Source organism: Xenorhabdus sp. Sc-CR9 (genome assembly GCF_963897815.1).
Classification (GTDB): Bacteria; Pseudomonadota; Gammaproteobacteria; order Enterobacterales; family Enterobacteriaceae; genus Xenorhabdus.
Window position 1 is genome coordinate 1 of the sequence record NZ_CAWQTY010000169.1, and the last position, 25,403, is coordinate 25,403.

Here is a 25,403-nt window from a genome sequence, read left to right on the forward strand (position 1 = left end):
TATCACGAGTCGTATCGTGCATCAATTCGAGGGCGCGTTTTTGTTCTGGTGTCAGATGAATTTTCATGGCTGCAAGCATGATCGGGTTTGGATAAGAAATCAAGCATCTTCAATGGCGATTGGTATACATGGGCGCACCAATAATTATTAAAGAAATTAATCACGTTCCAGAAACACCAGAAGAGAATTTATGCCTTTCAGCAAAATCAGCAGCTAAATATGCTCAGGATCTTTATGATGAATTTAGTGTTTTGGGTAGCATAATGGAGGATCGATATCCTAAAGAAGCCGTCAGGCTAGTCGAACTTATGAGGCATTTATTAACAATGACAAATATAACCAAAAATAGAGCTGAAAAACTAATAAAATATAAATCTCAATAAATTATGAATTAAATAATAACTTTGAGTAAAAATAAAATTTCAGGGTGATATATGAATAATAAACTACAAACCGCCGTCGAGATTGCAGAAGAAATTGAAGCATCAATATCTCCTGTAATGACAGCAATCCAAAATGAAGCTGAGCCTGATACTCATTTAATGTGTCGCGGTGTGCATCGTCAGGCATGTAATCTAGCTCAGCAATTAAGGGAAATAAATAAAGAATATATCATGCCAGATAATCAAGCATTCGGTGAATTAGAAGGCGTTGCGTGTGAAATAGAAAATCTAAGAACATATGTTTCTTTATTAATGGATACGGATAAAAGTCTTGGTGGCCCACAATTACTTAGTATTGCATTGATCGCAGTAGATAACATTAGTAAAGAAATAGCACGCATCCGAGGAGTAGAATACTCATGAATAATATCTACAAACATACTCGTGTTAGTAACGCTCGAATACCTGAAATGAGCGATAAAGATTTACAGTTTTTATCATCATCAAGCGAAGAGGTTATTTATTCAATAACAAATGGAATGAAGTCTATTGCCAATCTAGCGAACGCAGCCATTAACAGTGAAGAATATTCTCAAGATGATGCAATGACCGATCTCAATAGATTATCCCGGCTATTTTCTGTATTACCTTTTATTATCGAAGCTGAACATGAGAATCATTGTAATGCTATCGATGAACTAAAAAGAAGACGGCAAATAATAAGGAATCTCCATGAAAACATTTGAACCCATTGAAATCGCCACTAACCACGATATCAAAATTGAACTGCGTACAGTCTATGTCGTTCGTGGTGACAAAAAGGATTATTTCAGCGTAAAAAGCGCACTGAATAAACTGGCTTACGTTCGGACGCAAGAGCAGTTTAACGAGGAAGGCAAGGAAAGCAACTTTCCCTATAAATTGGTTAAACAAGAAGACGGAACCTCTCACTTATGCCGTGGTGACATGCGCCCTGAGTTTATAGAACGACACGTACAGGTACTGGAAGAACTGAAAGCCAATTTTAATCGAGAGAGGAAACGAGAGAATGAAATTATTCTACTCAGAAAGGAATATCAAAAAGCAAAAGAGAAACTTTTAAAAGTCTCGAATGATTTAAAAAACGCAGAACACGAATACAGAAATTTAAAATAAAAACAACAAAACAAATTTAATTACAGTGTCATCACTGGGGAATTGATCACGCTAAAAACAGGAAATAAAGAAATGACACAATCAACTTTGCTTGAAAGAAAGCGAAAGGCACTTATTTACGCCAAGCTGGATACATTAAAAAAGAAGTACGGCTCTTACTCTGAATTTATTGAAGTAAATAACTTTAATTACAGACTCGATTTAGACGAGGAGATATTAACGCTGGCTTTAATTAACTTATTTGAAAAAGATGCAGTAGCCGCCGGAGAAGAGAAGTTGCTTATTGAGTCATACAGTAACTTTTACACCCAACACGGAAATTTAACCATAGAAGGCAATGAGTTCATGAATGAAATATTAAAACTTGTTGCCTGTAAAACAGAACCTATAAACGGAAATAAAAAATGAAAAATAAAACTTATTCAGACCTTGCTAATACCGCCATCCAAAATGAGAAAGAAGAAAAGTACGATCTGGCAGCCATAGAGTGGGGAAAAGCCAGAAAGGTAGCCACCAGCCTTAATGCTCAATTATGGTCTGAATGTCGCCGAGAGCATAACGAGAAAAGACATTCATTACATCACCGCCGTAGCAAGGCATTAAGCAGCCAGAAAGAAAACCAACGCATTGCCTCAGCATTAAAAAGGCACATGAATAAACAGGCGGTGAATCATGACAGCATATGAACAGGCAAAAGCATTGGCGCAGTTTTTAGAGCTGAGAGGCTTATTTCGCCGCGCTGCTGATAAATGGGGAGAAGCACTTTCATTCTCTCAAAATAAAAACCAAGAACAGGAATGCATTAAAAACGGTTCCCGTTGTATTCGGCAAGCAAAAATTATTATTCGGGAGGGGTGGTAATGACTAAGAAAAACGAATTAGTACCAGTATCCGCCAAAGAATTGCAGATCGTTGAATATCGCGGCCAGCGTGTTGTGACCACTGAGCAACTAGCTGCGGGGTATGGGGCAGATGCAAAAAATATTCAGGATAATTTCCAAAAAAATCGCCAACGATTTATTGAGGGCAAACATTACTTTTGGCTTGAAGGTGAGGAATTACAGGTTTTTAAGAGGCTCCCCGATAATTTCGGGGTGGCTAATAAATATACAAGCCGCCTCATTCTCTGGACAGAACGCGGCGCAGCGAATCACTCCAAAATGTTGGAAACCGATCAGGCATGGGGCTACTTCGACGACCTGACCGAATTCTACTTTACTCGCCGCGACAGCATCACAACGGAAGCTGAACTGCTAAGTAATCCAGCTAAGTTACGTTCAATGCTGTCTGTTTATGCTGAAAACGTTGAACGCCTTGAGGGGGAAAACAAAACCCTGAATGCCACCGTAGACAGTCTGGAAAAACACTTCACCAAAGGCATGACCCTGCCCGCTTTCTGTAAAGGCCTGAACGGGGTCAATACCGCCAAAATCATGTGGTGGGCAATGGAGCGGAACTGGCTTTACAACGAACAGAAAGATCCGGAGAAAAAACCGCGCTGGCGTGTCGCTTCTTATGCCCGTGACCGTTATCTCACCGAAGACGAAAACGAGATAAAGCCTCACGGACAAGACCCCTTTATCACCCGTACTGCTGTGTTACTAGAGAAAGGTTGTCACCGCCTGTACGCCCTGTACATGAAGGGAGAACTTCCCATGAAGAAATCATGGAACGGCGAGTACCACCACGACAAAGCCATTTATACCCCGGAGGTGAAATCATGAGCAAACATCACACCAAACCAGCAGGAGTAATCATGGGCGCAGCAAAACAACTCACTGAATTTGATTACGGAAAGTATGGCGTCATTGTCCTCACTGAGGCAGCGAACAGTGAAACCATAGGTTATATGGAAGCGTTGAAATCGTTGGATACGGGTAAATATGACCATGATTTATTGCTGGGCTTTGATTTAGTGCTGACTATTTTTCATGGCTGGAAAGCGGATTTTTATGTGCCGACCAGTGAACAGCAGTTGATGTTGTGGCGGTGGGTTGTGTCTGCCTCATTTGTGCAAGAACAAATAGACAGAAACGGCACTTGTGAGGTTGATAACGGCAAAGGGGGCACTGATACCGGGGCTATTTACGTTAATGGCGTGTCTTCAATCACGGTATATCCATCAGCCGAGCGCCTAATGTTAGCAAACCATGTTGAGGGGATCGCCTTTGAGCAGCTTGGTAGCGAAGAAGGCGCGGATATGGCGGTAAGAATGTACATGGATTTTATCAATATGCAGCCAGAGAAAGGTAACTGGCTATCTGAGAAAGGACGCGAGGGGCTTTCTATCTTGCACGATGACTTAATCAAAGCGGTAGAGGCTGGCGAGTTTAACACTATGCCCGTCATTCATTGATAGGAGGCTCACATGATAACGAAAAACTTTCGCCTCAACGCACTGGCGAACACTTACTCAGCCGCTATCTATCACGACGCAACAGCCCGTAACGGCGGCGATCACTTCACGATGCAAGTCGGAAAAACAGAAATTAATGTCGCTATTGTCGATGGTGTAAAAGGCATTCGTGAACTGGTTGACAGTTACGTACTGGGAGCACTACAGCAGAATTACCCAGCATGGGAAGTCATAGCCATTAACCTGCTGGAAAAATGTGTAGTCAATGACTATCTGACGGGACACGGACGCGAGATATGGCAGAGCATGATCAATGACATGGGTGACACGCTGGCAGCTAAGGGAATGTTTCAATGAAAATCGACTATCAGGACAAAGGCAGCACGGCACAAATTATTATTACCAGTTTCATTACTGAACGCCGCAAACATCATCGCTGTGTTGATGCTGCCCTGCTGGCTACACCTGTTCGCGCCTCTTCTGTCGGTTTCCTTTTCAGAAGAACGGTTATCACCGGCAAAGCAAATCACATGATCCGCGCTTACAAAATCATTTGTGAGGAGGCAGGCCGTGACTGAGCAGCACCGCCAGATGGTGGACATTGAAGACGAGCTGGTCAGAACTATAGTCCACATCGACGACGGCAGGGACTACACGCAGCAAATTATCCACCACATGAAGCACAACCTTTACATTCACGAGGGCATCTGCCCTCCCCTGCCACCCGCACCGAAAGTGGCAGGCGTGAAGATAACACCGATTAAGAAAGGCAAGCGAGGTAAAAAATCATGACAGGCAAATTACTACCGGTGGTTGTCGGTGTTGAAATCCCCCTCGATGAGTTCGGGCGTTATAACCTGAACACGTTACATAAGGCCAGTGGAGAGAACGAGAACAAAGTCCCCAATCAATGGCTCAGAACTAAACAAGCCAAAGAGCTTATCGCAGAATTGGAGGCTAAGTTATTGAAAAGCAATCAGACGGCATATTTGCAGTCTGGTCAAAAAACCGTCGATATAAACAATGGCGGAACCTCTCCCGGCACCTATGCCCATGAGTTAATAGCGGTCTCCTACGCGGGATGGATTCGACCAGATTTCCAGCTTGACGTGAACCAAGCGTTTATCGATTTCAAATCGGGAAATTCAGGCATCGGGATTAATTCCTTGCCTTCTCTCGATCACATGGTTGGGCGCTTTGATGAATTACGCCACCAGCTGGCACATGACGAGAAGAAAGAAACGGAACTGCTTTCTGTGTGTAGCCAAATCATGAACGCACGCAAAAAGACCAAAGGGAAGCGCCAGAAAATGATTAGTGCGCTTAAAGACGCAGGACAAATGGCGATCGACCTCGATAACCCCAACGGAGAAAAATAATGATAAGCATCGATAACGCACAGAATGAAATTGGTTTATCCGAACTCATTGACGACGGGCGCGAGTGGGCAGACTGGTTATTGAAGAAAGCGGATGAACAACAAGGGGAAATTCTGTGTACGGAGCCTACTACAACGAAATAGATCCCTACGCCGCCCAGTGGCTCAGGAATTTAATTGCAGCCGGTCACATAGCGCCGGGTGATGTTGACGAACGTTCAATTGAGGATGTGAAACCTGATGACCTACGAAATTACACCCAATGCCACTTCTTTGCCGGAATTGGCGTCTGGAGTTATGCCCTGCGCCGTGCAGGATGGCCGGATGACAAACCAGTCTGGACAGGCTCTTGCCCGTGCCAGCCTTTCAGCGCGGCAGGCGCAGGCGCTGGGTTTAATGACGAGCGGCACCTATGGCCACATTTCCATTATCTCATCGAACAGTGCAGACCTTGCGTTGTGTTTGGTGAACAGGTTGCGAGCAAAGACGGCCTCGGCTGGCTCGACCTTGTACAATCTGACCTGGAAGGAACGGGTTACACCTCAGCAGCGATTGATTTATGCGCTGCGGGCGTCGGCGCGCCGCATATCAGACAAAGACTCTTTTGGGTGGCCGACGCCAACGATCAGGGATTGGAAAGACGGAAAAGAAAGCAAAGCAAAAATCAATGCAAAGTTAGGAACGACAGTTTGGTTGAGTGGATGGGCGACACCGAACACAATGGATTCAATGGCAATGAGATCGCCGGAAGCATTGGAAAGAGCGAAAAAGAAAGGCGGTTGTTCGAACCTAAAAGACCAGATCCACGAGATAGCGTATTGCACTCAAATCATCCGACTAACGGTTACTGGAGAGATGCAGACTGGCTGTATTGTAGAGATGAAAAGTGGCGGCCAGTTGAACCCAGCACATTCCCGCTGGCTCATGGGATTACCAACCGGTGGGACGACTGCGCGCCTACGGAAATGCCATCGTTGCGCCAGTCGCGGAAACGTTCATAAGGGCGTATATGGAGGCAATCAAGTGACAACAATCGATCTACATCTCGCTCAGGTTATCAAATCGGCATGGGGTGATCCGTCTGATATCACTGATGCCATCTGGCAAGCCGGATACCGTAAGCCAGAACGGGGAGAAAAGGAAATCGCTGCGCTGACTATCGACATTATGGAAGGGGTGCCCGATCAGGTGCCCTACTCAGCAAGACCAAAGAATTTGGATGACATTCTCAGTGAGGAGCTGAACAGCATCATATCTGATGCGACATGGAGTGATCTTGTCAGGCCAGCAGCCTTAGCAATAATAATTTTGGAGAATGGGTATCAGAAAGGGGTAAAATGATGACTGAATCACCTTATATCAAAACTCAGGAACTGGCAGGCCGATACGGTGTAAAGCCACATACGATAAGGTTGTGGTGTAGCAATGGGAAGCAAAGGCGCGAAGGCTTCCCAAAACCCAAGTTTTTATCTGACCAGCTTAACTTTTTACGGCAAGACATTCTTGACTGGGAGAACGGGAAACAATTCTAGTCAGCTTCTCCCACCAGCGCTCGTATGCCTCTCTCTGCTCATTCAGGTAGGTGTGCTTATCGTACACCTGCCATATCCCCGGCAATTTATGGCCTATCATGATTTCAGCCACGTGAGGTGATGTTAATTCAGATACCCCAGTGCGCATCGTTCGGCGTAAGTCGTGGATTGACCAGCTTTCATAATTAGGCAAGTAAGAAGCCATTTTTTTATTAAGATATTTAACTATTGCATTGTATGAACTTTTTGCAAAAGGCCCTCCGCTTGATACAATAAACAAATATTCATTTCCATGGTTCAATGTCTTTGCCTGTTCAATTAATTCCTTAGCGGCTGGAGTAATTGGCCTGATAATGGGTTTTTTAGATCTTCTCCCTGTCTTATGGTTTTTTGGAGGAATGATCCAAACATCCTTCTCATAATCAAAATCACTTACTTTAGCTTTCAGTAACTCACCAATGCGGCACCCAAATAACAAACATAATTTTATTATCAGTGTATTACGTGGATTATACCCAGAGGCATTGATAAGCTGGAAAAGCACCACTAACTCCTCTTCGCTTAATGTCCTTTCACCTATCTCAGAATCTAAATTAGTATCGTCATATGTATCTTTTCCGCTTAAATCACTTTTTTCCACATCGGATAGTGGAGTGAAATTAGTCATTCCTCGCCGAACGGCCCATTTATGCGCTTTTTTGGAGTATGTTAATATACGGTTACCAATTGATGGTGCTTGTTTAGTAACATCTTCAATCAAAGTTAACCAAACATGAAGCGTTACCTCATCATGAGGTAATTTCCCTATCTTGGGGAAAACGTAAATTTCGAAAGAGCGTAATACCTGGTCAGCATTAACCTTCGCTCCCTGCATTGTTGTCTTCCACCAGTCCCGAGTTAACCCTTCTACAGTCACCGCGCTTAATACGGATTCTTTGCGAACACGTTTAACTATTTTAGGGTTGCGGTGCTGCTCTAATTCCCCCCGATAGAAAGTTACTGCGTCACGAGCATCCTTTAGGCTGGTTGCTGGATATGTGCCAATATCAATCCGATCTCCTTTGTCGTTCCAGCGATACCTAAATTGGAATATGATTTTTCCTTTAGGGGTAACACGAACAGACAGGCCGTCCCTGTCGGATTTGGTGGTGATTTTTTCTTGGGGCTTACCATTGGTAGAGCGGAGCCATGAATCAGTAATAGCCATATTACCTTCCTCGAAAAATAACATTGCTTTTAATGTAGATCATGTACACTCATGTGTACATTTTTTTCATGACACCAGATGAATATTTGTGACTATTAATGATTACACAAAACAAAAATAAAAATTAATTAATTTAAAAATCAATAAATTAAATAAAAATTCATGACTGCGCGTGACTGCCAATGATTAAGGATGACTGATTGAAGGTATTTTCGACAGGAACAACGCCTGATGGCCGGGCTGTTTTTAATGAGCCTCTGTATGTTCCCAATCGGTTGGGCAGATCAACTGCATCTCTTGTTTGGCCTGATTTGTCTGTTCTATCTGGGCATAGTGACAGCAGAACCTGCACGTGAAACACTCAGTGCTTCACTGGCTGATCCACGGGCTCGTGGTAGTTATATGGGATTCAGTCGACTGGGGTTGGCGCTGGGAGGTGCATTGGGCTATACCGGCGGCGGATGGCTTTATGACACAGGAAAAACCTTGAATATGCCACAATTACCATGGATTTTGCTGGGTTTGACAGGATTAATTACTATTTATGCTCTTCATCGTCAATTCAATCGGAAAAAAATTGAACTCATCATAATGAGTCAGCCTTAACCATGTAATACATAAATCATGTAATACGTTCATCATGTAATAAATAGTGTAAGATCTACCCGTTGCAAATAAAAGGAGACAAGATGAGACAGTTTTTATTAGGAGTAGTATTGATACTGGTAGGGTTAGTCAGTGGCTGTGACCAATTCAAAGAATTCAGCATCAACGAAGGCCTACTCAATGAATATTTATTAAAAAGAGTTCATTATCAGAAGCAAATTAGCCTTCCCGGTGCAGCCAAAGCCAATATTACACTAGGGGATTTAACCAGTCAGGTCGGCCGCAAAGATCCAGAAAAAATTGAACTATCCAGTCAGGCACAAATTCAGTTAATCACTTTATTGGGTAATGTCCAGGCTGATATGAAACTTACTATCAGAGCTAAACCGATATTTGATGCAGAAAAAGGGGCGATTTTCATTAAGGGACTGGAAATTGTAGACTACCAGACAACACCAGAAAAAGTCGCCGCTCCAATTAAGGTGTTAATTCCTTATCTGAATACTTCTTTGAGTGAATTTTTTGACACTCATCCTGTTTATGTCTTAAACCCAGAAAAAAGCAAGACTGAAGCAGCCGCATCAAAATTAGCCAAAGGTTTGGCAGTTAAACCGGGTAAATTAGTTATTGACTTGGCTGATAAATAATTTTTATTGTCAATGAAATAATAAGAGCCAGTTACTAACTATAATTGGCCCTTATTTGATCCACAATCTACCAATAATCTCGTCTATTTAAATATACCTGTCGTCTTTCAAGTTGCCGCTTTGTTGGCTGCGCTCACTCACCCCGGTCACATAGTTATCTATGCTCCAGGGGATTAATGAAAGGCTCCTGCCTTTCACCGGAGGCCAGCCTTTGGCTGGGCAAATTCGTTCCCGACGAATTTGTCATTCCCTTGCCGTCGCGCTGCATCTTGAAATCCAATGGGTATAGATACCAGCCTGATAAAGTGACATTGTCACTCAGATTCAAGTTCTTCACGCAACGCTTGCAGTGCTTCACGGGTAACAATTGCCAATGTTCGATAAAAACTGCTAGTTGCATGAGCTTCCACTTTACCGAGAAACTTTCCGCACCAAGGCAGTAAATATTCATCAAACAAAGTGATTTGGGCTTGAACTTCATCTTCTGCTGCCTGATCTTCCAACCATGACGCAGCCAATAACAAAGAGCCAAATTGATCAGCCGGTGCATCAGACAAAGGCATACCCCGCTCTGCTAAAAACTGACGCACTTCACTTTCTTTTTCATCCGTATAATCAGTACGGCAAGCTGCAACACTTGCTGACTCTCCGATAAACAGGGCGTGATAATCCGCTTCGATAACCGACAATTCACTGTTTTGCTGCAATCGCTCCAATAACTCATCCTGCTCCAAAGGCCATGCTTGTTTCAATTTTCCATCTGCAATCATGGTAATGAGGGGTTGCAGAACAGGATCTTTTGGTGCCCGATTAAATAACGTTCCCAAAATACGACAAACAATAGAAAACTCGTTCATAACTTCATCCAATCCCAATAACTTACCTAAATAATGAATTCAGTTATTGTCCCTAATCGTCTGCCTTGCTGTAAAGCAGCTTGTTAATAACCGCTGTTAATATCAACGAGACCAAAAGGTTGCTTACCATTTTCCATCCGTCGGATATTTTCGCAAATAGCATCCATAGCCTCATCAGGAATGGTATTTGCTGCAATATGCGGAGTTATATTAATGCGAGGATGAGTCCAGAAAGGATGTAAATTTGATAATGGTTCTTCGGCAAAGACATCAAGGGTCGCACCAGCAACATAACCTTTATCAATTGCAACCAGCAAATCCTGCTCGACGAGTTGAGCACCGCGTGCAATATTGATTACATATGAACCCGATTTTAACTGACTGAATAGTGAAAGATTAAGAATACCACGAGTTTCCGTTGTATCTGGCAGGATATTAATCAGCACCTTACATTCAGAAAGAAAATCGCCCAATTGCTCTTTTCCGTAAAAACTTTCGACGTTATCAATTTGTTTTGGTGTTCTGCTCCAACAACGCACATGAAAATCAAACCCCTTCAGTTTTTCGATAACGCTGCGCCCTAAAACGCCGGCACCTAAGACGCCAATAACAAAATCCTTTCTATTATATCGAGCCAAAGGTTTCCAAAGACGCTGTTCCTGATATTGCTTATATTCATCCATGCGACGGAAATAGTGTAAGACTGAAGTCATCGCATATTCCTGCATTTGCTGCGCCATTCCGGTATCTTCAAGACGTATCAGCGGAACGCTCGCAGGTAGTGTGCCGGGTTTTTTCAACTCTTGCTTGAGAACGGAATCGACACCCGCTCCGAGTACAAATAGACCTTTTATCTCCTGATGATTAGCCAACATTTCATAAGGAGGAAGCCAAACTAAAGCGTAATCGGTAGGAGCATTATCACCACGAACCCATTGCCGAACTTTAGCTTCAGGTAACCTAGCCTGTATCCCCTGAATCCATTCATCAGCATTAAAATAAGGGTGGAAGAAAATGATGTTCATAAAATCTCATTCCTTTTTGTTTTTCCGATAGGGTCAACCTATTGCTTGGAGGTTGCAAGCCTCTGATGTAAAGGAGTGAATGAAAATATTGATAATGTTATCTGGTTAACATATTTTTCATGATTCGTTGCAAAAAAAGAGGGTTCCCTTCCGTAATTGATTGCCAAGCGCACAAATTGTTTTTTATTTGTCTAATCAGTCAAAAAGCCAGAAAAAATACTTATAAGCATGTTGACGCCCGCCCTGCTTTTCCCTATAGTAGCGCCCCGTTGCAACGGTGAACACAATCTGAATTCCTGTAGCAACAAAATGTGGTGAGGTGTCCGAGAGGCTGAAGGAGCACGCCTGGAAAGTGTGTATACGTGAAAACGTATCGAGGGTTCGAATCCCTCCCTCACCGCCATATTCTATAAGAGAGCCTGAACAAAACGCTCAGGCTTTTTTAGTGCCTTAGAAGGCAAATAGGTATCTTCTATAAAGATATTGAAAAACAAAATTCGGTGAGGTGTCCGAGAGGCTGAAGGAGCACGCCTGGAAAGTGTGTATACGTGAAAACGTATCGAGGGTTCGAATCCCTCCCTCACCGCCATATTCTATAAAAAAGCCTGAACATATATTCAGGCTTTTTTATTTCTATGTTTTCGCCACATACTTCGGATTCTCTCAGACATGTTTAATTTAGCAAACTGAGATTAATTTAATAAGAATTCTTTCAAAAATGGCACCAATAACTCAGGTTTTTCTTCATGGGGTGAGTGCTCCGTAAAAGGAATATTTAGCAAGCAAGAGTGAGGAACCTGATCGGCTAATTCCGCTGCATGGATACGTGAAACCAATCTATCGTTATCTCCCCGCACTACCAATAATTCACCCACTATTTTACGAATAGTTTGATTGGGATAACCGCTCTCTTTGGTATCTGTCCACATAGGGACAATACTATCAATCAACTTGTTGAAATCCGCTTGCGGGTTCAATCTATGGTAACTGTTATAACTGTCAGGTAGCATTGCGCGCCAGCCTTCAGCCGTTACACTCTTCAGTATCTCCTGCATCGGATCATCTTCTTGTAATGTACAACCAGCGCCAATGACCACTGTTTTATCGACGGGGATGATACCTGCCGCAGCCAAGCGCAACGCAACAATTCCGCCATCGCTATGAGCAATAATGCTGAATTTTTTTAACCCTAAGCGTTTGATCACCGCTTCTACATCTTGTTGAAGGCGCTGATAGGTCAAGTTTCCTTGCCCTAAAGTAGACTTCCCCTGCCCACGGCTATCTATGCCGATGAGCTGGTAGGTATTTCCAAAGTCACCCACTATTCGGTTAAATGTCTCAATGTCACTTAATCCGCCATGCAAAAAAATTAGTGGATAACCATTTGCCTTACCTCGGATTTCATAATAGATATCCGCACCATCAATCTCTAAATAACTGCCATCTTGATGATTAAAACCGAACATACACATTATCTCCTTCATTTGCCTTAATCCAAAGGACACACTCGAATAATATGACCGTCAGGATCTATTACAAGGAAAGTGCGACCAAAAACATCAGTGTAAGGTTTTTGCTTAATTGCAATGTTTGGATTCTTTTGCCACTTTTCAAAGAGTTGATCGACATTTTCTTCGGACGGTAACATAATGCCAATTTCCGAAAATCGCGGAACAGCACTATCAGGTTTTTCTCCCCCACTCCAAATAGCAAAAATGGCTTCTTTATCTGCGGGAAATGCCACATAACGCGGACTGGAAAAGATTGGTTCAGCATTGAATAAGGTTTTATAGAAAGTTGTAGAACGCTCAATATCAGAGACATAAACCAATTGAAGATTAGGTTTAACGAAAGCAGAAATTTCTCTCTCAGCATGTTCAGCTTCTTCAACCACCGCCTTGAGCCTCGATACTGTGACCACCAAATCTTGTGTCACCTGTTTGAAGAAACTTTCCGCTTGAATACTGGGGACATTGGTTTCAGGCTCAAAAGAAACAGTGACCTGAATACGCTCCGCCATATTGTTTTCATCAGTCAGAATTTGATGACAAAAAGTTAACATTCCCATCTGCGGGACATTAATCTGATCAGTAAACTCTTTATTTATTTCAATATTAGCAAGATAAAAGCGGATTTCAGGCATGTCACTTAATGTCATCCAACCATACTGCCCTGTCCTAATTTCCCCCTCGAACTTAAAATATTCGAGATCAATTTCCCATTTTTTCCGTAAATCAAAATCGACATAATGAGCCCAAATTTGTGAAGGTTTGGCGCTCACTGATGTAGAAAAAGTTAGGATTAGCATAAAAAACTCCAACAATTATAAACTGACTTAAAATACCAAGAATCCGCAGAGTAACAACTGGGGATGTCAGTTTCTGTCAGTAGTCTTTTCATGAAAAATATTATGATTGACTCGGTATGTTTTCCGTTTCCCGCCATTCTTTCAGTAATGACTGTCTTGAACGCGGATAACTTTGTTTTTCAATATGCAAACAAATCATCCTATCCGATCTAAAATGGCGTATTGCTTCCCGTAATTCACACCAACCAATGACGATACTGATATTTTCAAAATACCCTAACGCAAATGGCCATATTGTTCTTTCAGATGAGTTGCCTTTCAGATCCAGATAAGAAAAAGTGATTTTATGCCTGTCATTAATAGCTTGACGTATTTGCCGGATATCAATAGAAGGTTGAATTTTTGTAGAAGCAGACCCGACCAATAATGAACTCGTTTCTAAAAATTGTTTAAGTTCTTCTGGAATTACCGCTGCAATTTTACTGATTGCACTATTGGCAGATTGTTTTAACTGTGGATCTGTACGCTTAGATACCCAGTTAGCCCCTAATACCAAGGCTTCTATTTCGTTTTGCGTTAGCATCAGTGGCGGTAAGACAAACCCCGGCCGTAAAACATAGCCTATCCCTGCTTCCCCTTCAATGACGGCACCCTGAACCTGCAAAGTCGCAATATCCCGATAAAGTGTTCTTAAGCTGATATTCAATTTCTGCGCCAATACTTTTCCTTGTACGGGAAAATGATAACTACGTAAAATTTCCATCAGGGATAACAAACGCTGTGCTCTAGACAATTAACCACTTCCCGAATGTTTATCAGCCAATGTAACAAGATTTGTAAAACTCATCCTCACTGATCCTTATTTTACTTTAAATTATCAAAAGTCAAGATCATTGTTATCACAAAAATATAAAATACTATTATGTAAAGATAATTCTGGTGACTTTTATGTTAATGTTAAAACGCTAACCTATTAGTTAACTTTTTGACATATAACACCTTTCAGGTCTGGTAAAAACGATATGCTAACATCACTTTTTTCAGACTGTCATCGACATCTTATTTTTGGTTTTTATTTCAATGAATACTCGTAAAGTTAAGGGGATACGTCCATTTAGTGCGTTTATTGACTCATGTTGGAAGGAGCCTTACTCTTTTTCCCGTTTTATCAAAGATATCATCGCTGGGATTACCGTGGGAATTATTGCAATCCCACTGGCAATGGCTTTAGCAATCGGCAGTGGAGTTGCACCACAATATGGCCTGTATACCGCAGCTATTGCAGGCATTGTTATTGCTCTCACCGGAGGTTCACGTTACAGCGTTTCCGGACCAACCGCTGCTTTTGTCGTGATCCTTTACCCGGTTTCACAGCAATTTGGCCTGAGTGGATTACTAATCGCAACACTCATGTCAGGCATTATTCTGGTCATCATGGGGTTAGCGCGATTAGGCCGGCTTATTGAATACATTCCCTTGTCTGTCACGCTTGGGTTTACTTCCGGTATTGCAATCACTATTGCCACCATGCAGGTGCAAAATTTCTTTGGCCTGACTCTGGAACGTGTACCGGAAAATTATATTAATAAAGTCATGGCGCTCTTTCAGGCTTTCCCTTCTCTACAACTAAGCGATACCCTCATCGGCTTCACAACCTTGCTGGTCTTGATTTTCTGGCCAAAGTTGGGATTAAAGTTACCCGGTCACTTACCCGCCCTGATTGCTGGTACGGGTATTATGGGTCTTATGCACTTACTGGGTCATGATGTGGCAACGATCGGCTCATCATTCAGCTATATGCTGGAAGATGGCACACAAGGTCAGGGTATTCCTCCTATTCTTCCCCAACTTATTTTGCCGTGGAATTTACCGGATACCCATTCTTTCGATATCAGTTGGAATACCGTATCAGCATTACTGCCTGCCGCATTTTCGATGGCAATGTTGGGCGCCATTGAGTCACTGTTATGCGCCGTCATTCTGGATGGCATGACCGGCAAAAAACATCACTCCAACAGTGAATTATTGGGTCAGGGAATGGGGAATATCGTTGCCCCTTTCTTTGGCGGGATCACGGCCACTGCGGCCATTGCCCGTTCAGCCGCCAATGTCCGTGCAGGCGCAACATCACCCATTGCGGCAGTTATTCACTCTCTGTTGGTATTACTGACGTTGCTGGTTCTCGCACCGATGCTCTCGTATCTTCCGCTGGCGGCTATGTCAGCTATTTTACTGATCGTCGCTTGGAATATGAGTGAAGCTCATAAAGTTATCGATCTCATTCGCCGTGCCCCTAAAGATGACATTATCGTCATGCTGCTGTGCCTGTCCCTGACCGTTTTGTTTGATATGGTCATAGCGATCACAATCGGCATTGTGCTGGCCTCACTCCTGTTTATGCGCAAGATTGCCAATATGACCCGCATCAGTACATCACCTTTAACGAACAGCGATAAAGGATTGCTGGTTGTCAGAATCAATGGCCCTTTATTCTTTGCTGCCGCAGAACGCATTTTTGCTGAGCTGAGAGAGAAAGGCGCTGATTACCACACCATTATTATGCAATGGGATGCCGTACCCGTGCTGGATGCCGGCGGCCTGAACGCCTTTCAGGGGTTTATCCGGGATACCGGGGGGGAAAAACATATCGTTGTGTGTGATATCCCTTTCCAGCCCTTGAAAACATTGGCCAGAGCCAAAATAGTTCCCATTGAAGGGCAATTGAGTTTTTATGCGACGTTATCCAAGGCGCAGAAAGAAATGGAAATTATTTAATTTAACAGCCTGCTTCCGGATAAGATTTTTAATTTTTAATAATTAATCTCCAATTTCTTTAAGCGTGAGATCAAGGTTGTTGGGTTTATTCCCAACAACCTTGCTGCGCCGTTATCACCAAAAATTTTCCCTTTACATTGTTTAACCGCAAGGGAAAGATTTTTAATTTCCAACGCCTTGAATTGTTCTATAGTCAGCACGCCTTCGGTTTGTTGATGGTCATTGTGAATATCCTGACGCGGAATCTTAGGTTGCTGTTGATCTTGCTCTAACAAATATTTAAAGGAAACAGCGCCTTGCCTTGCCGTAATCAGCGCCCGTTCGATGACATTTTGCAGCTCACGGATATTACCGGGCCAGTCATATTGCTGAAGTTCCAAAATATGTTTTTGTGAAAATGGCAGATACTTAATTTTACGATTGTCACAAATCAGTCTGGTAAAATGTGTCACCAAAAGCGGAATATCTTCCTTACGGTCACGTAAGGCAGGGGAATGAATCGGAAAGACATTTAAACGGAAATACAGATCTTCACGAAAGCGTTTGTCTTTCACATCTTCTTTTAAATTGCGGTTGGTGGCGGCAATAATCCGCACATTTACATGCCGCGTTTTTTCTTCGCCAACCCGTTCAAAGGTGCCTTCCTGCAATACCCGCAGCAGTTTACTTTGTAACTCTGGTTGAATGTCACCAATTTCATCTAAAAATAATGTGCCCTGATCTGCCAATTCAAAACGACCGATACGGTCACGCACAGCGCCAGTAAACGCGCCTTTGACATGCCCGAAAAATTCACTTTCAAACAATTCCGAAGGAATGGCGGCACAGTTGACCCGAATAAGTGGTTGCTGTTTACGGTGACTGGATTGGTGAATGGCACGGGCAATCAGTTCCTTGCCTGTACCGGATTCACCATAAATCATCACGTTGGCATCCGTGGAGGCGACTATCTTGATTTTTTCGATAATCTGTAGAATAGAGGCACTGTTACCGACAATTTCATGGTATTTATTTTCTTGTAAAATTTCTTCCTGCAAATATTCGTTTTGCTGTTCCAGCCGGCTTTGCAAATCTTGCAGTTCTTCAAGGGCATGAGTCAGTTGTTTTTCGGTATTCAGCCGATCGGTAATATCGCGGAATACCACCACAGCACCAATAATTTCACTGTCACGGATCACGGGGGTACTGGTAAATTCCACCGGAAAGCAACTACCGTCACGCCGCCAAAAAATTTCCTGAATACCTTCATACACAATACCATCATGTACCGCTGCGTAAATCGGGCACTCCTCAACAGGGTAATGTTCACCATTTTCATGAGTATGATGATGAATTTCATGAATATTATTACTTAGCACATCTTCCGGTTGCAGCCCCAGCATTTTAGCCCCGGCAGGATTGATAAAGGTGCACAAGCCTTGCTTGTTGATACTGTAAATACCGTCACCGACTGAACTCAGTAATAAGTGTTTGCCTGTATCGGAGTCGATAAACAGTTCTTGCAAGGCTTGCCATTCTTTTAAATCTGTACGGATGGCTTTATCGGTATTTTTTTTAAGTTGACGAAGTTCTAACTCTTTAACATCCACCAACGACCATATCAGCAATGTCTTGTTTTTGTAGGGCAATGAAATGGAAGTGATCTCTAACTGAATTTTTTCACCCTGTTTATCAAAAGAACATAGCTCATTGCTCCAAGCCCAATCATTTTCCAGCGCTTCTTCGGTAAATGCCAGCAGGTGTGGCAATTGGCTTAAATGACCAAAAATGGAAGTGACTGTTTTTTGAATAATTTCATGACGTTCATAACGCAATAATCGAGTGGCACTGATATTCACATCAATAAACTGGTTTTGATGTGGGTCCAGCACAATTAATGCCTGTGAGGTGTGTTCAAATACCAGCGGGCGAATCGAGTTTTCAGAAGTGACCCAATCCGAAATAAAATCAGTTGCATTCATGTTATTCATCATATTCATATTATGAAGTTTCATAGTTGAGACTATAAAAATTCATAATACTACGGAAAATCATAGCATCCCAGCAGTTCCACTTATATTAATAAAAATATTTTATATAAATTTTACTTATATTTTTCAAAGAGATAAGTACAACTCCCCTGCCCCGCAATATAACTTGGCATAGCTTTCGCAATAACCTTTTGCAATAAGACCGAAAGACGACAGATCGATTCATTCCAAAACAACATTGAACTAGGAGCTGTTATGCCAAAAGTTGATATCGAACAATATAAAGATGGCGATTTTCTTGTTGATTACGAAGAAAAAGTGTTTGAGGACGTTAAAGCACAGCCGGGTGAAAAAGCCTTGTTGACTTTCCATACCGTTGCATTTGAAGGGTCAATCGGCCTGATCAATGTGTTACAGGCAAAGCGTTTATTGCGCAAGGGCTTTGAAACCAAAATATTGCTTTATGGCCCGGGTGTGCAATTAGGGGTTCAACGTGGTTTTCCAACTTTAGGGGCTGAAGCTTTTCCGGGTCATTTAGCCGTCAATAACCAATTGAAGGCCTTTATGGAAGAAGGCGGCGAAGTCTTTGCCTGCCGTTTTGCGTTGCAAGCAATGTATGGTCAAACCGAAAAAGCACTTATTCCGGGAATTCGTCCGATTAATCCATTGGATGTGATGGATTTAAAACTGCTGATGCGTCGTGAAAATACCTTAATTATTGATACCTGGACTGTTTAAGTAAGCACAAACTCATAAGGGGAATAAGACATGAACCGAATCATTAAAGCTGCCGCAGTGCAATGTAGTCCAGTACTTTACAGCCAAGCCGCAACAGTAAAAAAAATCTGTGGCATTATTTTAGAGCTTGGAAAACAAGGTGTGCAATTTGCCGTTTTTCCTGAAACCGTTGTGCCTTATTACCCTTATTTTTCCTTTGTACAACCGCCATTTGCCATGGGAAAAGAGCATTTAAAGTTGTTGAATGAATCAGTGGTTGTCCCTTCCGAAGCAACGCTGGCGATTGGTCAAGCCTGCCTTGAAGCCAGCATGGTGGTATCAATTGGCATTAATGAACGTGCAGGCGGGACGATTTATAACGCACAACTGTTATTTGATGCCGATGGCTCAATCATTCAGCATCGCCGCAAAATTACGCCAACTTACCATGAGCGCATGGTCTGGGGTCAAGGTGATGGCAGTGGCCTGCGTGCCATTGACTCCGCAGTGGGACGAGTTGGTTCGCTCGCATGTTGGGAACATTACAACCCGTTGGCACGTTTTGCCTTGATGGCAGATGGTGAGCAAATTCATGCGTCCATGTTTCCCGGTTCATTAGTAGGGCAAATTTTTGCCGATCAAATCAGTGCAACCATTCAACACCATGCGTTAGAGTCCGGCTGTTTTGTGGTCAATGCTACCGCATGGCTGCATCCTGAACAGCAGCAACAAATTATGCAGGATACTGGCTGTCACATCGGGCCAATTTCAGGGGGATGCTTTACCGCCATTGTTTCTCCCGAAGGCAAATTCTTAGCTGAACCGCTCACGCAAGATGAAGGTTATTGCATTGCCGATCTGGATCTTAGCCTGATTGATAAACGCAAACGCATGATGGATTCAGTGGGACATTACAGCCGCCCCGAATTGTTCAGCTTATTGATTGATCGCCGTCCGGCAAATGTATTGCACGAACTAAAAATTGAAATACCGGCTCAAAATCATCTCGAAAAAGACTCAAAACTTAATGAAACCCAGATCTGAACCGTATTGATTAAACCCAAGTAATAGGGGGTAGAAATGTCTGCAACGCAATTACCTGCAACTCAATTACTGACCGATTTGCAATGTAATGGTCTGAAATGGGAAGGCGAGCTTGGTTTATCCCGCAAAGGGGGCGCAGGCCCAAGCGATCATAAGGCACTGAGCCTTAACGGGAAGACTATGATGATTCCTGTGCTGAACCTTGCAGCACAAGACTCTCTCTATACCGCAAAGCCTGAGCTGAACTCCGACAAGGTCACTGTCTTTAAAAACCGAATTCCGGTGGCAACCTTAACGATACCTGCACGGCCCCGGTTTTATGATTTAAAAACCGCCGAAGGTATTGCCTATGAGCAAATTGCGACCTTACATAGCCATGATGTATTGGCAACGACAGTGCTACAGCATTGCATCCGTATGAATGATAAGGCAACGGCGTGTCAATTTTGCTCAATTGATCAGTCTCTGATAGGTGGGCGAACCCTGATCCGTAAACGTCCGGAACAGTTGGCAGAGGTGGCTAAAGCAGCCGTTGAGCTGGATGGTATCAAGCAAATGGTGATCACCACAGGTACGCCAAATACGGGAGATCGCGGGGCAAAAATTTTATATGACTCAGTCAAAGCGATTAAGGCACAAGTAGATTTACCAATACAGGTACAGTGCGAGCCACCCGATGATTTTGCATGGTTTCAACGTCTAAAAGATGTGGGAGCGGTATCGATTGGGATGCACCTTGAGGCGGTGAGCGAGCGTGTGCGGCAGAAAATTATGCCGGGCAAAGCCGAAGTCTCGCTGGAAAAGTATTTTTCAGCCTTTGAAGCCGCCGTTGCGGTGTTCGGCCGCGGACAAGTCAGTACCTACATTTTGGCAGGATTGGGTGATACCGAACCGGAAATCGTGGAAATGACCGCCAAACTGACTGAAATGGGAGTGTATCCCTTTGTGGTGCCGTTTGTGCCAATTAAAGGCACACCATTGGAACATCATCCTAAACCTGATCACGCCTTTATGCAGTCGCTCTATCCGAAAATCGGACTGCAACTCAAACAACATGGCCTGAATTCAGAAAATACTCAGGCAGGTTGTGCCAAATGCGGCGCTTGTTCTTCGCTGAAAGCCTATGAATAAGGAAAATATGCTATGAAACTTTCTCGTTATTCTTGGCTGCTTGGGCTAAATGAAGAGCTGAAACAATTTATTAGTGATGACATTGCCATCAAAATGGTGTCGGAAGATTGGGAGCGTCGCCAATATTATCGTTTGCGTGAAGTGACCTTTCGTGATGAACAGAAAATCTTGCAAGAAGATCGTGACGAGTACAATGTTAAAGCATTAGGCATTGTTGCCATTGGGAAAATGTCTGGTGAGCATGACCGTGTGATTGGCGCAGTGCGGATTTTTCCCGATGGCGAACAGACATGGTATGGCGGACGTTTATGTGTAGAACCTCTCTATCGACGCCACCATACCATTGGTAAAGCGTTAATCAATGCAGCGGTATCAACCGCCAAGAACTTGGGATGCCGTACTTTTTTAGCCACTGTGCAAAGCCAGAATGAACGCTATTTCCAAAGATTGGGTTGGGATAGTTTGCGTCAGTTAACCGTTGCCAACATTCCCCATGTGTTGATGCAGGCACAGATTGAAAACTATCCATTGCAGCACATTCCGATGCAAACCTATATACAGAAGGAGACGCAATGATGGATCTCAATCAGTTACTCGAGATATTGAGGCACACATCCGCCATGCAGTCCAAACAGGCGATTGCACCCAGTATTTCAGCCAATACCGATTCAGCCAATACAGTTTCAACTAATACAACTTGCCATATTGATTCATTGGACAGCTTATATGCTTACCCCGGGGATGATGCGGCAGCACTGCCATTGAATGGTCAGTATGTATTGCACGCCTGTGAAGGTATGTTGCCAGATTTTGTGGTCAATCATCCTTATTTTGCAGGATGGTCGGCAGTCATGGCGAATATTAGTGATATTGCAGCCATGGGCGGTCGGGCGTTGTCAGTGGTGAACAGTCTTTGGCATACCAGCAGCGAACAGGGTCAGTTGTTAATGCAAGGCATGCAGGATGCTTGTCGTGCTTATGGTGTGCCATTGGTCGGCGGACATACCAATCTTAGTGAAGTTTATCAGCCCGCTTTATCGGTTGCGATTCAAGGCACAGCACAAAAATTGCTTTCAGTACTGCATGTCAGACCACAACAAAAAATCCTGATCGCTTTAAATCTGCAAGGGCAATTCCACCCCGATACCACTTATTGGAAATGCTTTGAGCATGTACCTGACTGCGTTTTACAGTCACAAATTGCCTTGTTGCCGCAATTGGCGGAAGCAAATCTGCTTCATGCCGCCCGTGATATCAGCAATGCCGGCATTTTAGGCAGTTTGTTGATGTTGCTCGAAGCTACAGCTTCTGGGGCTGATATCAATCTAGATGCCATTCCTAAACCTGATGATGTGGACTGGTCTGAATGGCTGCAAATTTTTCCCAGCTTTGGTTTTTTACTGACTGCCAATGCCGATCAATGTGAAGAAATTATCAGGCTGTTTCACAGTCAGAGCATTGCCTGCACTGTGATTGGCGAAACCAATGCCAGTGGTGTGGTTACCATACAGCAACAACAGCAACGCGGCATATTTTGGAATTTTAACCACCACGTATTCACCGGTTTTTGTTATGCCGATGTTTTGAAAGTACAGCAGGAGCCTATGTTATGCCCAGTGTGAATTTTACGGTGAAGTGGCCCAATGGAGAACAGATTCAATATTACTCACCTTCAACCGTGATTTATAAATATTTGTCCATGAGTCAGTGTTACCCAAGTACGCAGTTTTTGCATCAGGTTGAAAATGGTCTGTATGCCGCATCGGAAAGAGTACGGGCATGTTATGGCTTTGCCTGTAGTTCGGCGATGGACAATCTGGCAATGATCAAACACCAGGCCAAACTGTTCGAACTCAGTCCCAAAGATCAAATTACAGTTATTGAAATGACGAATAAATGAGAGGCATGTTCTATGTTAAATAGCCAAAATCAAATATTACAGCCAAATTATGATGTCGTGATTGTTGGTGGTGGTCAGGCAGGTTTATGTATCAGTCACTATTTGCAGAAAGCAGGTATTAATCATGTGATATTGGAAAAAGAATCCGAGTTAACCCATAGCTGGCGCCGTAAACGTTGGGATAATTTTACTTTGGTGACACCGAACTGGCAGTGCCTGTTGCCTGAACATCCTTATCAGCAGCAAGATCCCGACGGATTTATGAAAAAGCACGAAATTGTGCAATATCTTGATGAATTTATTGAAAAACTCAATCCACCTGCCATTTTAAACATTCAGGTAGAGCATGTGAAAAAAGTGGCAGCCCATAAGTTTGTCATTAAAACTAATTACGGTACTACCACAGCCAAACAGCTTGTAGTCGCAGCAGGTGGATATCACACCCCGATTTATCCAGAATTAAGCGACGCTTTGCCTGAGCATATAAAAGTCATGCATTCGGAAGAGTATCTGAACGCAGATCAATTGCCTCAAGGAGCGGTGTTGGTGGTCGGCTCAGGACAATCTGGAGCACAGATTGCCGAAGACTTGCATCTGGCAGGCAAAAAAGTCTATTTATCGACAGGTGATGCTCCACGCTGTGCCCGGTTCTATCGCGGCAAAGATGTGGTGAAGTGGCTGTTTGATATGGGCCATTACAACATGACTGCGAAAGATCATCGCTATAGTGAAGAAGTACGTAACAGTACCAACCATTATGTTACAGGCCGTGATGGCGGACACGATATTGACCTGCGTAAATTTGCTTTAGAAGGTATGCAGTTGCTTGGACGTTTTGATGACTATAAACAGGGTCAACTCGGGTTCAGGCCGGATTTATCAGACAATCTGGATCATGCTGATGTTACTTATAACCGGATTAATGCCTCTATTGATGAATATTTAGCTAAAAATAATATTGCGACTGATGAGCCTGCATCGGTATATCAGCCTGTCTGGCAACCAGAACAAGAAATCACACACATTGATTTAGCAAAAGAAAATATTACTTCCGTGATTTGGTGTATCGGTTTCAGGCCGGATTATTCATGGATTGATTTAGATATTTTTCAAGCCAATGGTTATCCGAAACATGATCGGGGTATTACCGTTGATCCGGATGTCACGTTTATTGGTTTGCCGTGGTTACACACATGGGGTTCTGGACGGTTTCTAGGCATCGATCAGGATGCTGCCTATGTAGTACGGCATATTGAACAAAAGATAAATCAGCAAAATAGCCATAACAAACAAATTGCGGCAATGGCTGAGTGACCATTGCAAGCCCCCAGCCAGCGGGTTGTTTTATGCCACTTAGACGCAGCGGATAAAAATAAGCGGTTACAAGACAGAATGCCTGTAACCGCATCATCAAGCAAACCTGACAGGTTCAGTGATTATTTGCTGGTATCCAGTTCAGGAAAACCCTTCACCACATCATCAATGGCTTTCATCTGCGCCAGGAATGGTTCCAGTTTTGCCAATGGCAGCGCTGACGGGCCATCACATCTTGCATTTTCTGGATCAGGATGTGCTTCAAGGAACAGACCTGCAATTCCTACCGCCATACCCGCGCGAGCCAATTCAGCAACTTGCGCACGACGACCACCAGAAGCGGCACCGAATGAATCACGACACTGCAATGAATGAGTGACGTCAAAAATCACAGGGGCACCTCCGGTTGCCTGCTGCATGACACCAAAGCCCAGCATATCAACAACCAGATTGTCGTACCCAAAGTTGCTGCCACGGTCACACAAAATAATTTGTTCGTTACCGCCTTCTTTGAATTTCTCGACAATATTCCCCATTTGCCCCGGACTGACGAATTGAGGTTTTTTAATATTAATGACTGCACCCGTCTTCGCCATTGCTTCAACCAAGTCAGTCTGACGCGCAAGAAAAGCCGGAAGTTGAATAACATCAACCACCTCTGCAACCGGTTGTGCCTGGGCAGGTTCATGCACATCAGTGATAATTTTCACACCGAAAGTTTGCTTCAGTTCCTGAAAAATTTTCATCCCTTCTTCCAAACCCGGCCCACGGTAGGAATGGATAGAAGAACGGTTAGCTTTATCAAAAGAGGCTTTGAAAACATAAGGAATGCCCAGTTTTTGCGTTACGGTGACATAGTGTTCACAAATACGCATGGCCAAATCCCGTGACTCAAGGACATTCATACCACCAAACAGTACAAAAGGCAGATCATTAGCGACCTTGATGTCACCAATATTAACCACTTTCTGTTGCATGCTTATACCTTCTTGTTAAGGGCAAATAAATTTGCTATATCCATAGTAAAATAAATGAGGTGCAGAGAACTTTTGTCTTTTTTCATCACAACTTCATAGCTGTGTTGCCTCATAATAAAAT

The 25,403-nt window shown here is 43.2% G+C and carries 32 protein-coding genes, 2 tRNA genes and 3 pseudogenes; 29 read left to right on the plus strand and 8 right to left on the minus strand.

What is annotated here, in order from left to right; translation table 11 throughout:
* The first annotated feature begins 128 nt into the window (after positions 1-128).
* From AACQ81_RS09040 to AACQ81_RS09115, 16 genes and pseudogenes are all read left to right on the plus strand, one after another.
* A complete protein-coding gene (locus AACQ81_RS09040; RefSeq protein ID WP_237386998.1) occupies positions 129-383 on the plus strand; it encodes a hypothetical protein in 255 nt (84 codons plus the stop codon).
* Positions 384-434: 51 nt separating this feature from the next.
* The gene (locus AACQ81_RS09045; RefSeq protein WP_237386999.1) at positions 435-806 is read left to right on the plus strand and encodes a hypothetical protein; all 372 of its coding nucleotides are present in this window, start codon (positions 435-437) and stop codon (positions 804-806) included.
* Positions 803-1,129 carry a hypothetical protein gene (locus tag AACQ81_RS09050; RefSeq protein WP_237387000.1) on the plus strand — a complete coding sequence of 109 codons (327 nt, stop codon included), beginning with the start codon at positions 803-805 and terminating at the stop codon, positions 1,127-1,129. Before AACQ81_RS09045 ends, AACQ81_RS09050 begins: the two co-directional genes overlap by 4 nt.
* Positions 1,116-1,538 carry a hypothetical protein gene (locus AACQ81_RS09055; protein ID WP_237387001.1) on the plus strand — a complete coding sequence of 141 codons (423 nt, stop codon included), beginning with the start codon at positions 1,116-1,118 and terminating at the stop codon, positions 1,536-1,538. The genes AACQ81_RS09050 and AACQ81_RS09055 overlap by 14 nt, the downstream gene beginning before the upstream one ends.
* A gap of 72 nt (positions 1,539-1,610) precedes the next feature.
* On the plus strand, positions 1,611-1,946 hold the full coding sequence (locus AACQ81_RS09060) for a hypothetical protein (RefSeq protein WP_237387002.1): 336 nt from the start codon (positions 1,611-1,613) through the stop codon (positions 1,944-1,946).
* Positions 1,943-2,224 (plus strand): ANR family transcriptional regulator, encoded by a 282-nt coding sequence (locus AACQ81_RS09065; protein ID WP_237387003.1) that lies wholly within the window; start codon positions 1,943-1,945, stop codon positions 2,222-2,224. Before AACQ81_RS09060 ends, AACQ81_RS09065 begins: the two co-directional genes overlap by 4 nt.
* Positions 2,211-2,399 carry a PerC family transcriptional regulator gene (locus AACQ81_RS09070; protein ID WP_237387004.1) on the plus strand — a complete coding sequence of 63 codons (189 nt, stop codon included), beginning with the start codon at positions 2,211-2,213 and terminating at the stop codon, positions 2,397-2,399. The genes AACQ81_RS09065 and AACQ81_RS09070 overlap by 14 nt, the downstream gene beginning before the upstream one ends.
* Positions 2,399-3,262 (plus strand): ORF6N domain-containing protein, encoded by an 864-nt coding sequence (locus AACQ81_RS09075; RefSeq protein ID WP_237387005.1) that lies wholly within the window; start codon positions 2,399-2,401, stop codon positions 3,260-3,262. Before AACQ81_RS09070 ends, AACQ81_RS09075 begins: the two co-directional genes overlap by 1 nt.
* Positions 3,259-3,894 carry a hypothetical protein gene (locus tag AACQ81_RS09080; RefSeq protein WP_237387006.1) on the plus strand — a complete coding sequence of 212 codons (636 nt, stop codon included), beginning with the start codon at positions 3,259-3,261 and terminating at the stop codon, positions 3,892-3,894. Before AACQ81_RS09075 ends, AACQ81_RS09080 begins: the two co-directional genes overlap by 4 nt.
* Positions 3,895-3,906: 12 nt before the next feature.
* On the plus strand, positions 3,907-4,251 hold the full coding sequence (locus tag AACQ81_RS09085) for a hypothetical protein (protein ID WP_237387007.1): 345 nt from the start codon (positions 3,907-3,909) through the stop codon (positions 4,249-4,251).
* Positions 4,248-4,472, plus strand: coding sequence for a hypothetical protein (locus AACQ81_RS09090; RefSeq protein WP_237387008.1), 225 nt, complete (start codon positions 4,248-4,250; stop codon positions 4,470-4,472). Before AACQ81_RS09085 ends, AACQ81_RS09090 begins: the two co-directional genes overlap by 4 nt.
* A complete protein-coding gene (locus tag AACQ81_RS09095; RefSeq protein WP_237387009.1) occupies positions 4,465-4,686 on the plus strand; it encodes a hypothetical protein in 222 nt (73 codons plus the stop codon). The genes AACQ81_RS09090 and AACQ81_RS09095 overlap by 8 nt, the downstream gene beginning before the upstream one ends.
* A pseudogene (locus AACQ81_RS19710) lies at positions 4,683-5,031 on the plus strand (KilA-N domain-containing protein); the annotation flags it as partial. The gene AACQ81_RS09095 and the pseudogene AACQ81_RS19710, both read left to right, overlap by 4 nt.
* 241 nt (positions 5,032-5,272) lie before the next feature.
* Complete coding sequence (locus AACQ81_RS09105; RefSeq protein ID WP_237387011.1) at positions 5,273-5,416, plus strand: hypothetical protein; 144 nt, start codon at positions 5,273-5,275, stop codon at positions 5,414-5,416.
* Positions 5,389-6,299 (plus strand): annotated as a pseudogene (locus tag AACQ81_RS09110) (DNA cytosine methyltransferase). Before AACQ81_RS09105 ends, AACQ81_RS09110 begins: the two are co-directional and overlap by 28 nt.
* A complete protein-coding gene (locus AACQ81_RS09115; RefSeq protein WP_237387012.1) occupies positions 6,296-6,613 on the plus strand; it encodes a hypothetical protein in 318 nt (105 codons plus the stop codon). The pseudogene AACQ81_RS09110 and the gene AACQ81_RS09115 overlap by 4 nt, the downstream one beginning before the upstream one ends.
* A gap of 138 nt (positions 6,614-6,751) precedes the next feature.
* Here the strand turns inward: AACQ81_RS09115 and AACQ81_RS09120 are convergent, their stop codons facing one another.
* Positions 6,752-8,011, minus strand: coding sequence for a tyrosine-type recombinase/integrase (locus AACQ81_RS09120; RefSeq protein WP_237387013.1), 1,260 nt, complete (start codon positions 8,009-8,011; stop codon positions 6,752-6,754).
* A gap of 204 nt (positions 8,012-8,215) precedes the next feature.
* Between AACQ81_RS09120 and AACQ81_RS09125 the strand changes: the two are divergent.
* The 3 genes and pseudogenes from AACQ81_RS09125 to AACQ81_RS09135 all read left to right on the plus strand — a co-directional run.
* Positions 8,216-8,617, plus strand: a pseudogene (locus AACQ81_RS09125) (MFS transporter); the annotation flags it as partial.
* Positions 8,618-8,700: 83 nt separating this feature from the next.
* Complete coding sequence (locus AACQ81_RS09130; RefSeq protein WP_237387014.1) at positions 8,701-9,264, plus strand: lipoprotein; 564 nt, start codon at positions 8,701-8,703, stop codon at positions 9,262-9,264.
* A gap of 160 nt (positions 9,265-9,424) precedes the next feature.
* Positions 9,425-9,553 carry a hypothetical protein gene (locus AACQ81_RS09135; RefSeq protein WP_272903029.1) on the plus strand — a complete coding sequence of 43 codons (129 nt, stop codon included), beginning with the start codon at positions 9,425-9,427 and terminating at the stop codon, positions 9,551-9,553.
* Between the two features lie 25 nt (positions 9,554-9,578).
* On the opposite strand, the gene AACQ81_RS09140 is transcribed toward AACQ81_RS09135, so the two are convergent.
* The gene (locus AACQ81_RS09140; protein ID WP_237387015.1) at positions 9,579-10,121 is read right to left on the minus strand and encodes a TorD/DmsD family molecular chaperone; all 543 of its coding nucleotides are present in this window, start codon (positions 10,119-10,121) and stop codon (positions 9,579-9,581) included.
* 83 nt (positions 10,122-10,204) lie between these two features.
* Positions 10,205-11,146 carry a glyoxylate/hydroxypyruvate reductase GhrA gene (gene ghrA, locus AACQ81_RS09145; protein ID WP_237387016.1) on the minus strand — a complete coding sequence of 314 codons (942 nt, stop codon included), beginning with the start codon at positions 11,144-11,146 and terminating at the stop codon, positions 10,205-10,207.
* Between the two features lie 313 nt (positions 11,147-11,459).
* Here ghrA and AACQ81_RS09150 point away from each other — a divergent pair.
* Both AACQ81_RS09150 and AACQ81_RS09155 read left to right on the plus strand, forming a co-directional pair.
* Positions 11,460-11,549 (plus strand) — tRNA-Ser (locus AACQ81_RS09150).
* A gap of 96 nt (positions 11,550-11,645) precedes the next feature.
* Positions 11,646-11,735, plus strand: a tRNA-Ser gene (locus AACQ81_RS09155).
* Positions 11,736-11,838: 103 nt separating this feature from the next.
* Here the strand turns inward: AACQ81_RS09155 and AACQ81_RS09160 are convergent.
* The 3 genes from AACQ81_RS09160 to AACQ81_RS09170 all read right to left on the minus strand — a co-directional run bounded on the left by AACQ81_RS09160 (position 11,839) and on the right by AACQ81_RS09170 (position 14,247).
* The gene (locus AACQ81_RS09160; protein WP_237387017.1) at positions 11,839-12,612 is read right to left on the minus strand and encodes an alpha/beta fold hydrolase; all 774 of its coding nucleotides are present in this window, start codon (positions 12,610-12,612) and stop codon (positions 11,839-11,841) included.
* Positions 12,613-12,635: 23 nt separating this feature from the next.
* Complete coding sequence (locus AACQ81_RS09165; RefSeq protein ID WP_237387018.1) at positions 12,636-13,454, minus strand: VOC family protein; 819 nt, start codon at positions 13,452-13,454, stop codon at positions 12,636-12,638.
* Positions 13,455-13,554: 100 nt separating this feature from the next.
* Positions 13,555-14,247, minus strand: coding sequence for a helix-turn-helix transcriptional regulator (locus AACQ81_RS09170; RefSeq protein ID WP_237387019.1), 693 nt, complete (start codon positions 14,245-14,247; stop codon positions 13,555-13,557).
* Positions 14,248-14,534: 287 nt separating this feature from the next.
* Between AACQ81_RS09170 and dauA the strand changes: the two genes are divergently transcribed.
* A complete protein-coding gene (gene dauA / locus AACQ81_RS09175) occupies positions 14,535-16,229 on the plus strand; it encodes a C4-dicarboxylic acid transporter DauA (RefSeq protein WP_237387020.1) in 1,695 nt (564 codons plus the stop codon).
* Between the two features lie 35 nt (positions 16,230-16,264).
* On the opposite strand, the gene AACQ81_RS09180 is transcribed toward dauA, so the two are convergent.
* On the minus strand, positions 16,265-18,208 hold the full coding sequence (locus tag AACQ81_RS09180) for a sigma 54-interacting transcriptional regulator (protein WP_237387021.1): 1,944 nt from the start codon (positions 18,206-18,208) through the stop codon (positions 16,265-16,267).
* Positions 18,209-18,454: 246 nt separating this feature from the next.
* Between AACQ81_RS09180 and AACQ81_RS09185 the strand changes: the two genes are divergently transcribed.
* From AACQ81_RS09185 to AACQ81_RS09215, 7 genes are read left to right on the plus strand one after another with little or no spacing between them, the layout of a single operon-like run.
* On the plus strand, positions 18,455-18,937 hold the full coding sequence (locus tag AACQ81_RS09185; protein ID WP_237387022.1) for an MSMEG_0572/Sll0783 family nitrogen starvation response protein: 483 nt from the start codon (positions 18,455-18,457) through the stop codon (positions 18,935-18,937).
* A 30-nt stretch (positions 18,938-18,967) separates the two neighbouring features.
* Positions 18,968-19,960: a Nit6803 family nitrilase gene (locus tag AACQ81_RS09190; protein WP_237387023.1), complete on the plus strand. Its 993-nt coding sequence runs from the start codon at positions 18,968-18,970 to the stop codon at positions 19,958-19,960.
* A gap of 36 nt (positions 19,961-19,996) precedes the next feature.
* Positions 19,997-21,091: an MSMEG_0568 family radical SAM protein gene (locus AACQ81_RS09195; RefSeq protein WP_237387024.1), complete on the plus strand. Its 1,095-nt coding sequence runs from the start codon at positions 19,997-19,999 to the stop codon at positions 21,089-21,091.
* Positions 21,092-21,103: 12 nt separating this feature from the next.
* Positions 21,104-21,667 carry an MSMEG_0567/Sll0786 family nitrogen starvation N-acetyltransferase gene (locus AACQ81_RS09200; protein ID WP_237387025.1) on the plus strand — a complete coding sequence of 188 codons (564 nt, stop codon included), beginning with the start codon at positions 21,104-21,106 and terminating at the stop codon, positions 21,665-21,667.
* Positions 21,664-22,713: a sll0787 family AIR synthase-like protein gene (locus AACQ81_RS09205; RefSeq protein ID WP_237387026.1), complete on the plus strand. Its 1,050-nt coding sequence runs from the start codon at positions 21,664-21,666 to the stop codon at positions 22,711-22,713. The genes AACQ81_RS09200 and AACQ81_RS09205 overlap by 4 nt, the downstream gene beginning before the upstream one ends.
* Positions 22,701-22,991, plus strand: a complete 291-nt coding sequence (locus AACQ81_RS09210) for an MSMEG_0570 family nitrogen starvation response protein (protein ID WP_237387027.1) — start codon at positions 22,701-22,703, stop codon at positions 22,989-22,991. Before AACQ81_RS09205 ends, AACQ81_RS09210 begins: the two co-directional genes overlap by 13 nt.
* Positions 22,992-23,003: 12 nt before the next feature.
* Positions 23,004-24,305 (plus strand): MSMEG_0569 family flavin-dependent oxidoreductase, encoded by a 1,302-nt coding sequence (locus AACQ81_RS09215; protein WP_237387028.1) that lies wholly within the window; start codon positions 23,004-23,006, stop codon positions 24,303-24,305.
* A 122-nt stretch (positions 24,306-24,427) separates the two neighbouring features.
* Here the strand turns inward: AACQ81_RS09215 and kdsA are convergent, their stop codons facing one another.
* The gene (kdsA, locus tag AACQ81_RS09220) at positions 24,428-25,282 is read right to left on the minus strand and encodes a 3-deoxy-8-phosphooctulonate synthase (RefSeq protein ID WP_237387029.1); all 855 of its coding nucleotides are present in this window, start codon (positions 25,280-25,282) and stop codon (positions 24,428-24,430) included.
* Positions 25,283-25,403 lie beyond the last annotated feature (121 nt).

Bases quoted from the DNA above. Each gene is read 5' to 3' on its own strand.
- AACQ81_RS09040 (WP_237386998.1), top strand. From the start codon at position 129: ATGGGCGCACCAATAATTATTAAAGAAATTAATCACGTTCCAGAAACA.
- AACQ81_RS09045 (WP_237386999.1), top strand. From the start codon at position 435: ATGAATAATAAACTACAAACCGCCGTCGAGATTGCAGAAGAAATTGAA.
- AACQ81_RS09050 (WP_237387000.1), top strand. From the start codon at position 803: ATGAATAATATCTACAAACATACTCGTGTTAGTAACGCTCGAATACCT.
- AACQ81_RS09055 (WP_237387001.1), top strand. From the start codon at position 1,116: ATGAAAACATTTGAACCCATTGAAATCGCCACTAACCACGATATCAAA.
- AACQ81_RS09060 (WP_237387002.1), top strand. From the start codon at position 1,611: ATGACACAATCAACTTTGCTTGAAAGAAAGCGAAAGGCACTTATTTAC.
- AACQ81_RS09065 (WP_237387003.1), top strand. From the start codon at position 1,943: ATGAAAAATAAAACTTATTCAGACCTTGCTAATACCGCCATCCAAAAT.
- AACQ81_RS09070 (WP_237387004.1), top strand. From the start codon at position 2,211: ATGACAGCATATGAACAGGCAAAAGCATTGGCGCAGTTTTTAGAGCTG.
- AACQ81_RS09075 (WP_237387005.1), top strand. From the start codon at position 2,399: ATGACTAAGAAAAACGAATTAGTACCAGTATCCGCCAAAGAATTGCAG.
- AACQ81_RS09080 (WP_237387006.1), top strand. From the start codon at position 3,259: ATGAGCAAACATCACACCAAACCAGCAGGAGTAATCATGGGCGCAGCA.
- AACQ81_RS09085 (WP_237387007.1), top strand. From the start codon at position 3,907: ATGATAACGAAAAACTTTCGCCTCAACGCACTGGCGAACACTTACTCA.
- AACQ81_RS09090 (WP_237387008.1), top strand. From the start codon at position 4,248: ATGAAAATCGACTATCAGGACAAAGGCAGCACGGCACAAATTATTATT.
- AACQ81_RS09105 (WP_237387011.1), top strand. From the start codon at position 5,273: ATGATAAGCATCGATAACGCACAGAATGAAATTGGTTTATCCGAACTC.
- AACQ81_RS09120 (WP_237387013.1), bottom strand. From the start codon at position 8,011: ATGGCTATTACTGATTCATGGCTCCGCTCTACCAATGGTAAGCCCCAA.
- AACQ81_RS09130 (WP_237387014.1), top strand. From the start codon at position 8,701: ATGAGACAGTTTTTATTAGGAGTAGTATTGATACTGGTAGGGTTAGTC.
- AACQ81_RS09135 (WP_272903029.1), top strand. From the start codon at position 9,425: ATGCTCCAGGGGATTAATGAAAGGCTCCTGCCTTTCACCGGAGGCCAG.
- AACQ81_RS09140 (WP_237387015.1), bottom strand. From the start codon at position 10,121: ATGAACGAGTTTTCTATTGTTTGTCGTATTTTGGGAACGTTATTTAAT.
- ghrA (WP_237387016.1), bottom strand. From the start codon at position 11,146: ATGAACATCATTTTCTTCCACCCTTATTTTAATGCTGATGAATGGATT.
- AACQ81_RS09160 (WP_237387017.1), bottom strand. From the start codon at position 12,612: ATGTTCGGTTTTAATCATCAAGATGGCAGTTATTTAGAGATTGATGGT.
- AACQ81_RS09165 (WP_237387018.1), bottom strand. From the start codon at position 13,454: ATGCTAATCCTAACTTTTTCTACATCAGTGAGCGCCAAACCTTCACAA.
- dauA (WP_237387020.1), top strand. From the start codon at position 14,535: ATGAATACTCGTAAAGTTAAGGGGATACGTCCATTTAGTGCGTTTATT.
- AACQ81_RS09180 (WP_237387021.1), bottom strand. From the start codon at position 18,208: ATGAATATGATGAATAACATGAATGCAACTGATTTTATTTCGGATTGG.
- AACQ81_RS09185 (WP_237387022.1), top strand. From the start codon at position 18,455: ATGCCAAAAGTTGATATCGAACAATATAAAGATGGCGATTTTCTTGTT.
- AACQ81_RS09190 (WP_237387023.1), top strand. From the start codon at position 18,968: ATGAACCGAATCATTAAAGCTGCCGCAGTGCAATGTAGTCCAGTACTT.
- AACQ81_RS09195 (WP_237387024.1), top strand. From the start codon at position 19,997: ATGTCTGCAACGCAATTACCTGCAACTCAATTACTGACCGATTTGCAA.
- AACQ81_RS09200 (WP_237387025.1), top strand. From the start codon at position 21,104: ATGAAACTTTCTCGTTATTCTTGGCTGCTTGGGCTAAATGAAGAGCTG.
- AACQ81_RS09205 (WP_237387026.1), top strand. From the start codon at position 21,664: ATGATGGATCTCAATCAGTTACTCGAGATATTGAGGCACACATCCGCC.
- AACQ81_RS09210 (WP_237387027.1), top strand. From the start codon at position 22,701: ATGCCCAGTGTGAATTTTACGGTGAAGTGGCCCAATGGAGAACAGATT.
- AACQ81_RS09215 (WP_237387028.1), top strand. From the start codon at position 23,004: ATGTTAAATAGCCAAAATCAAATATTACAGCCAAATTATGATGTCGTG.
- kdsA (WP_237387029.1), bottom strand. From the start codon at position 25,282: ATGCAACAGAAAGTGGTTAATATTGGTGACATCAAGGTCGCTAATGAT.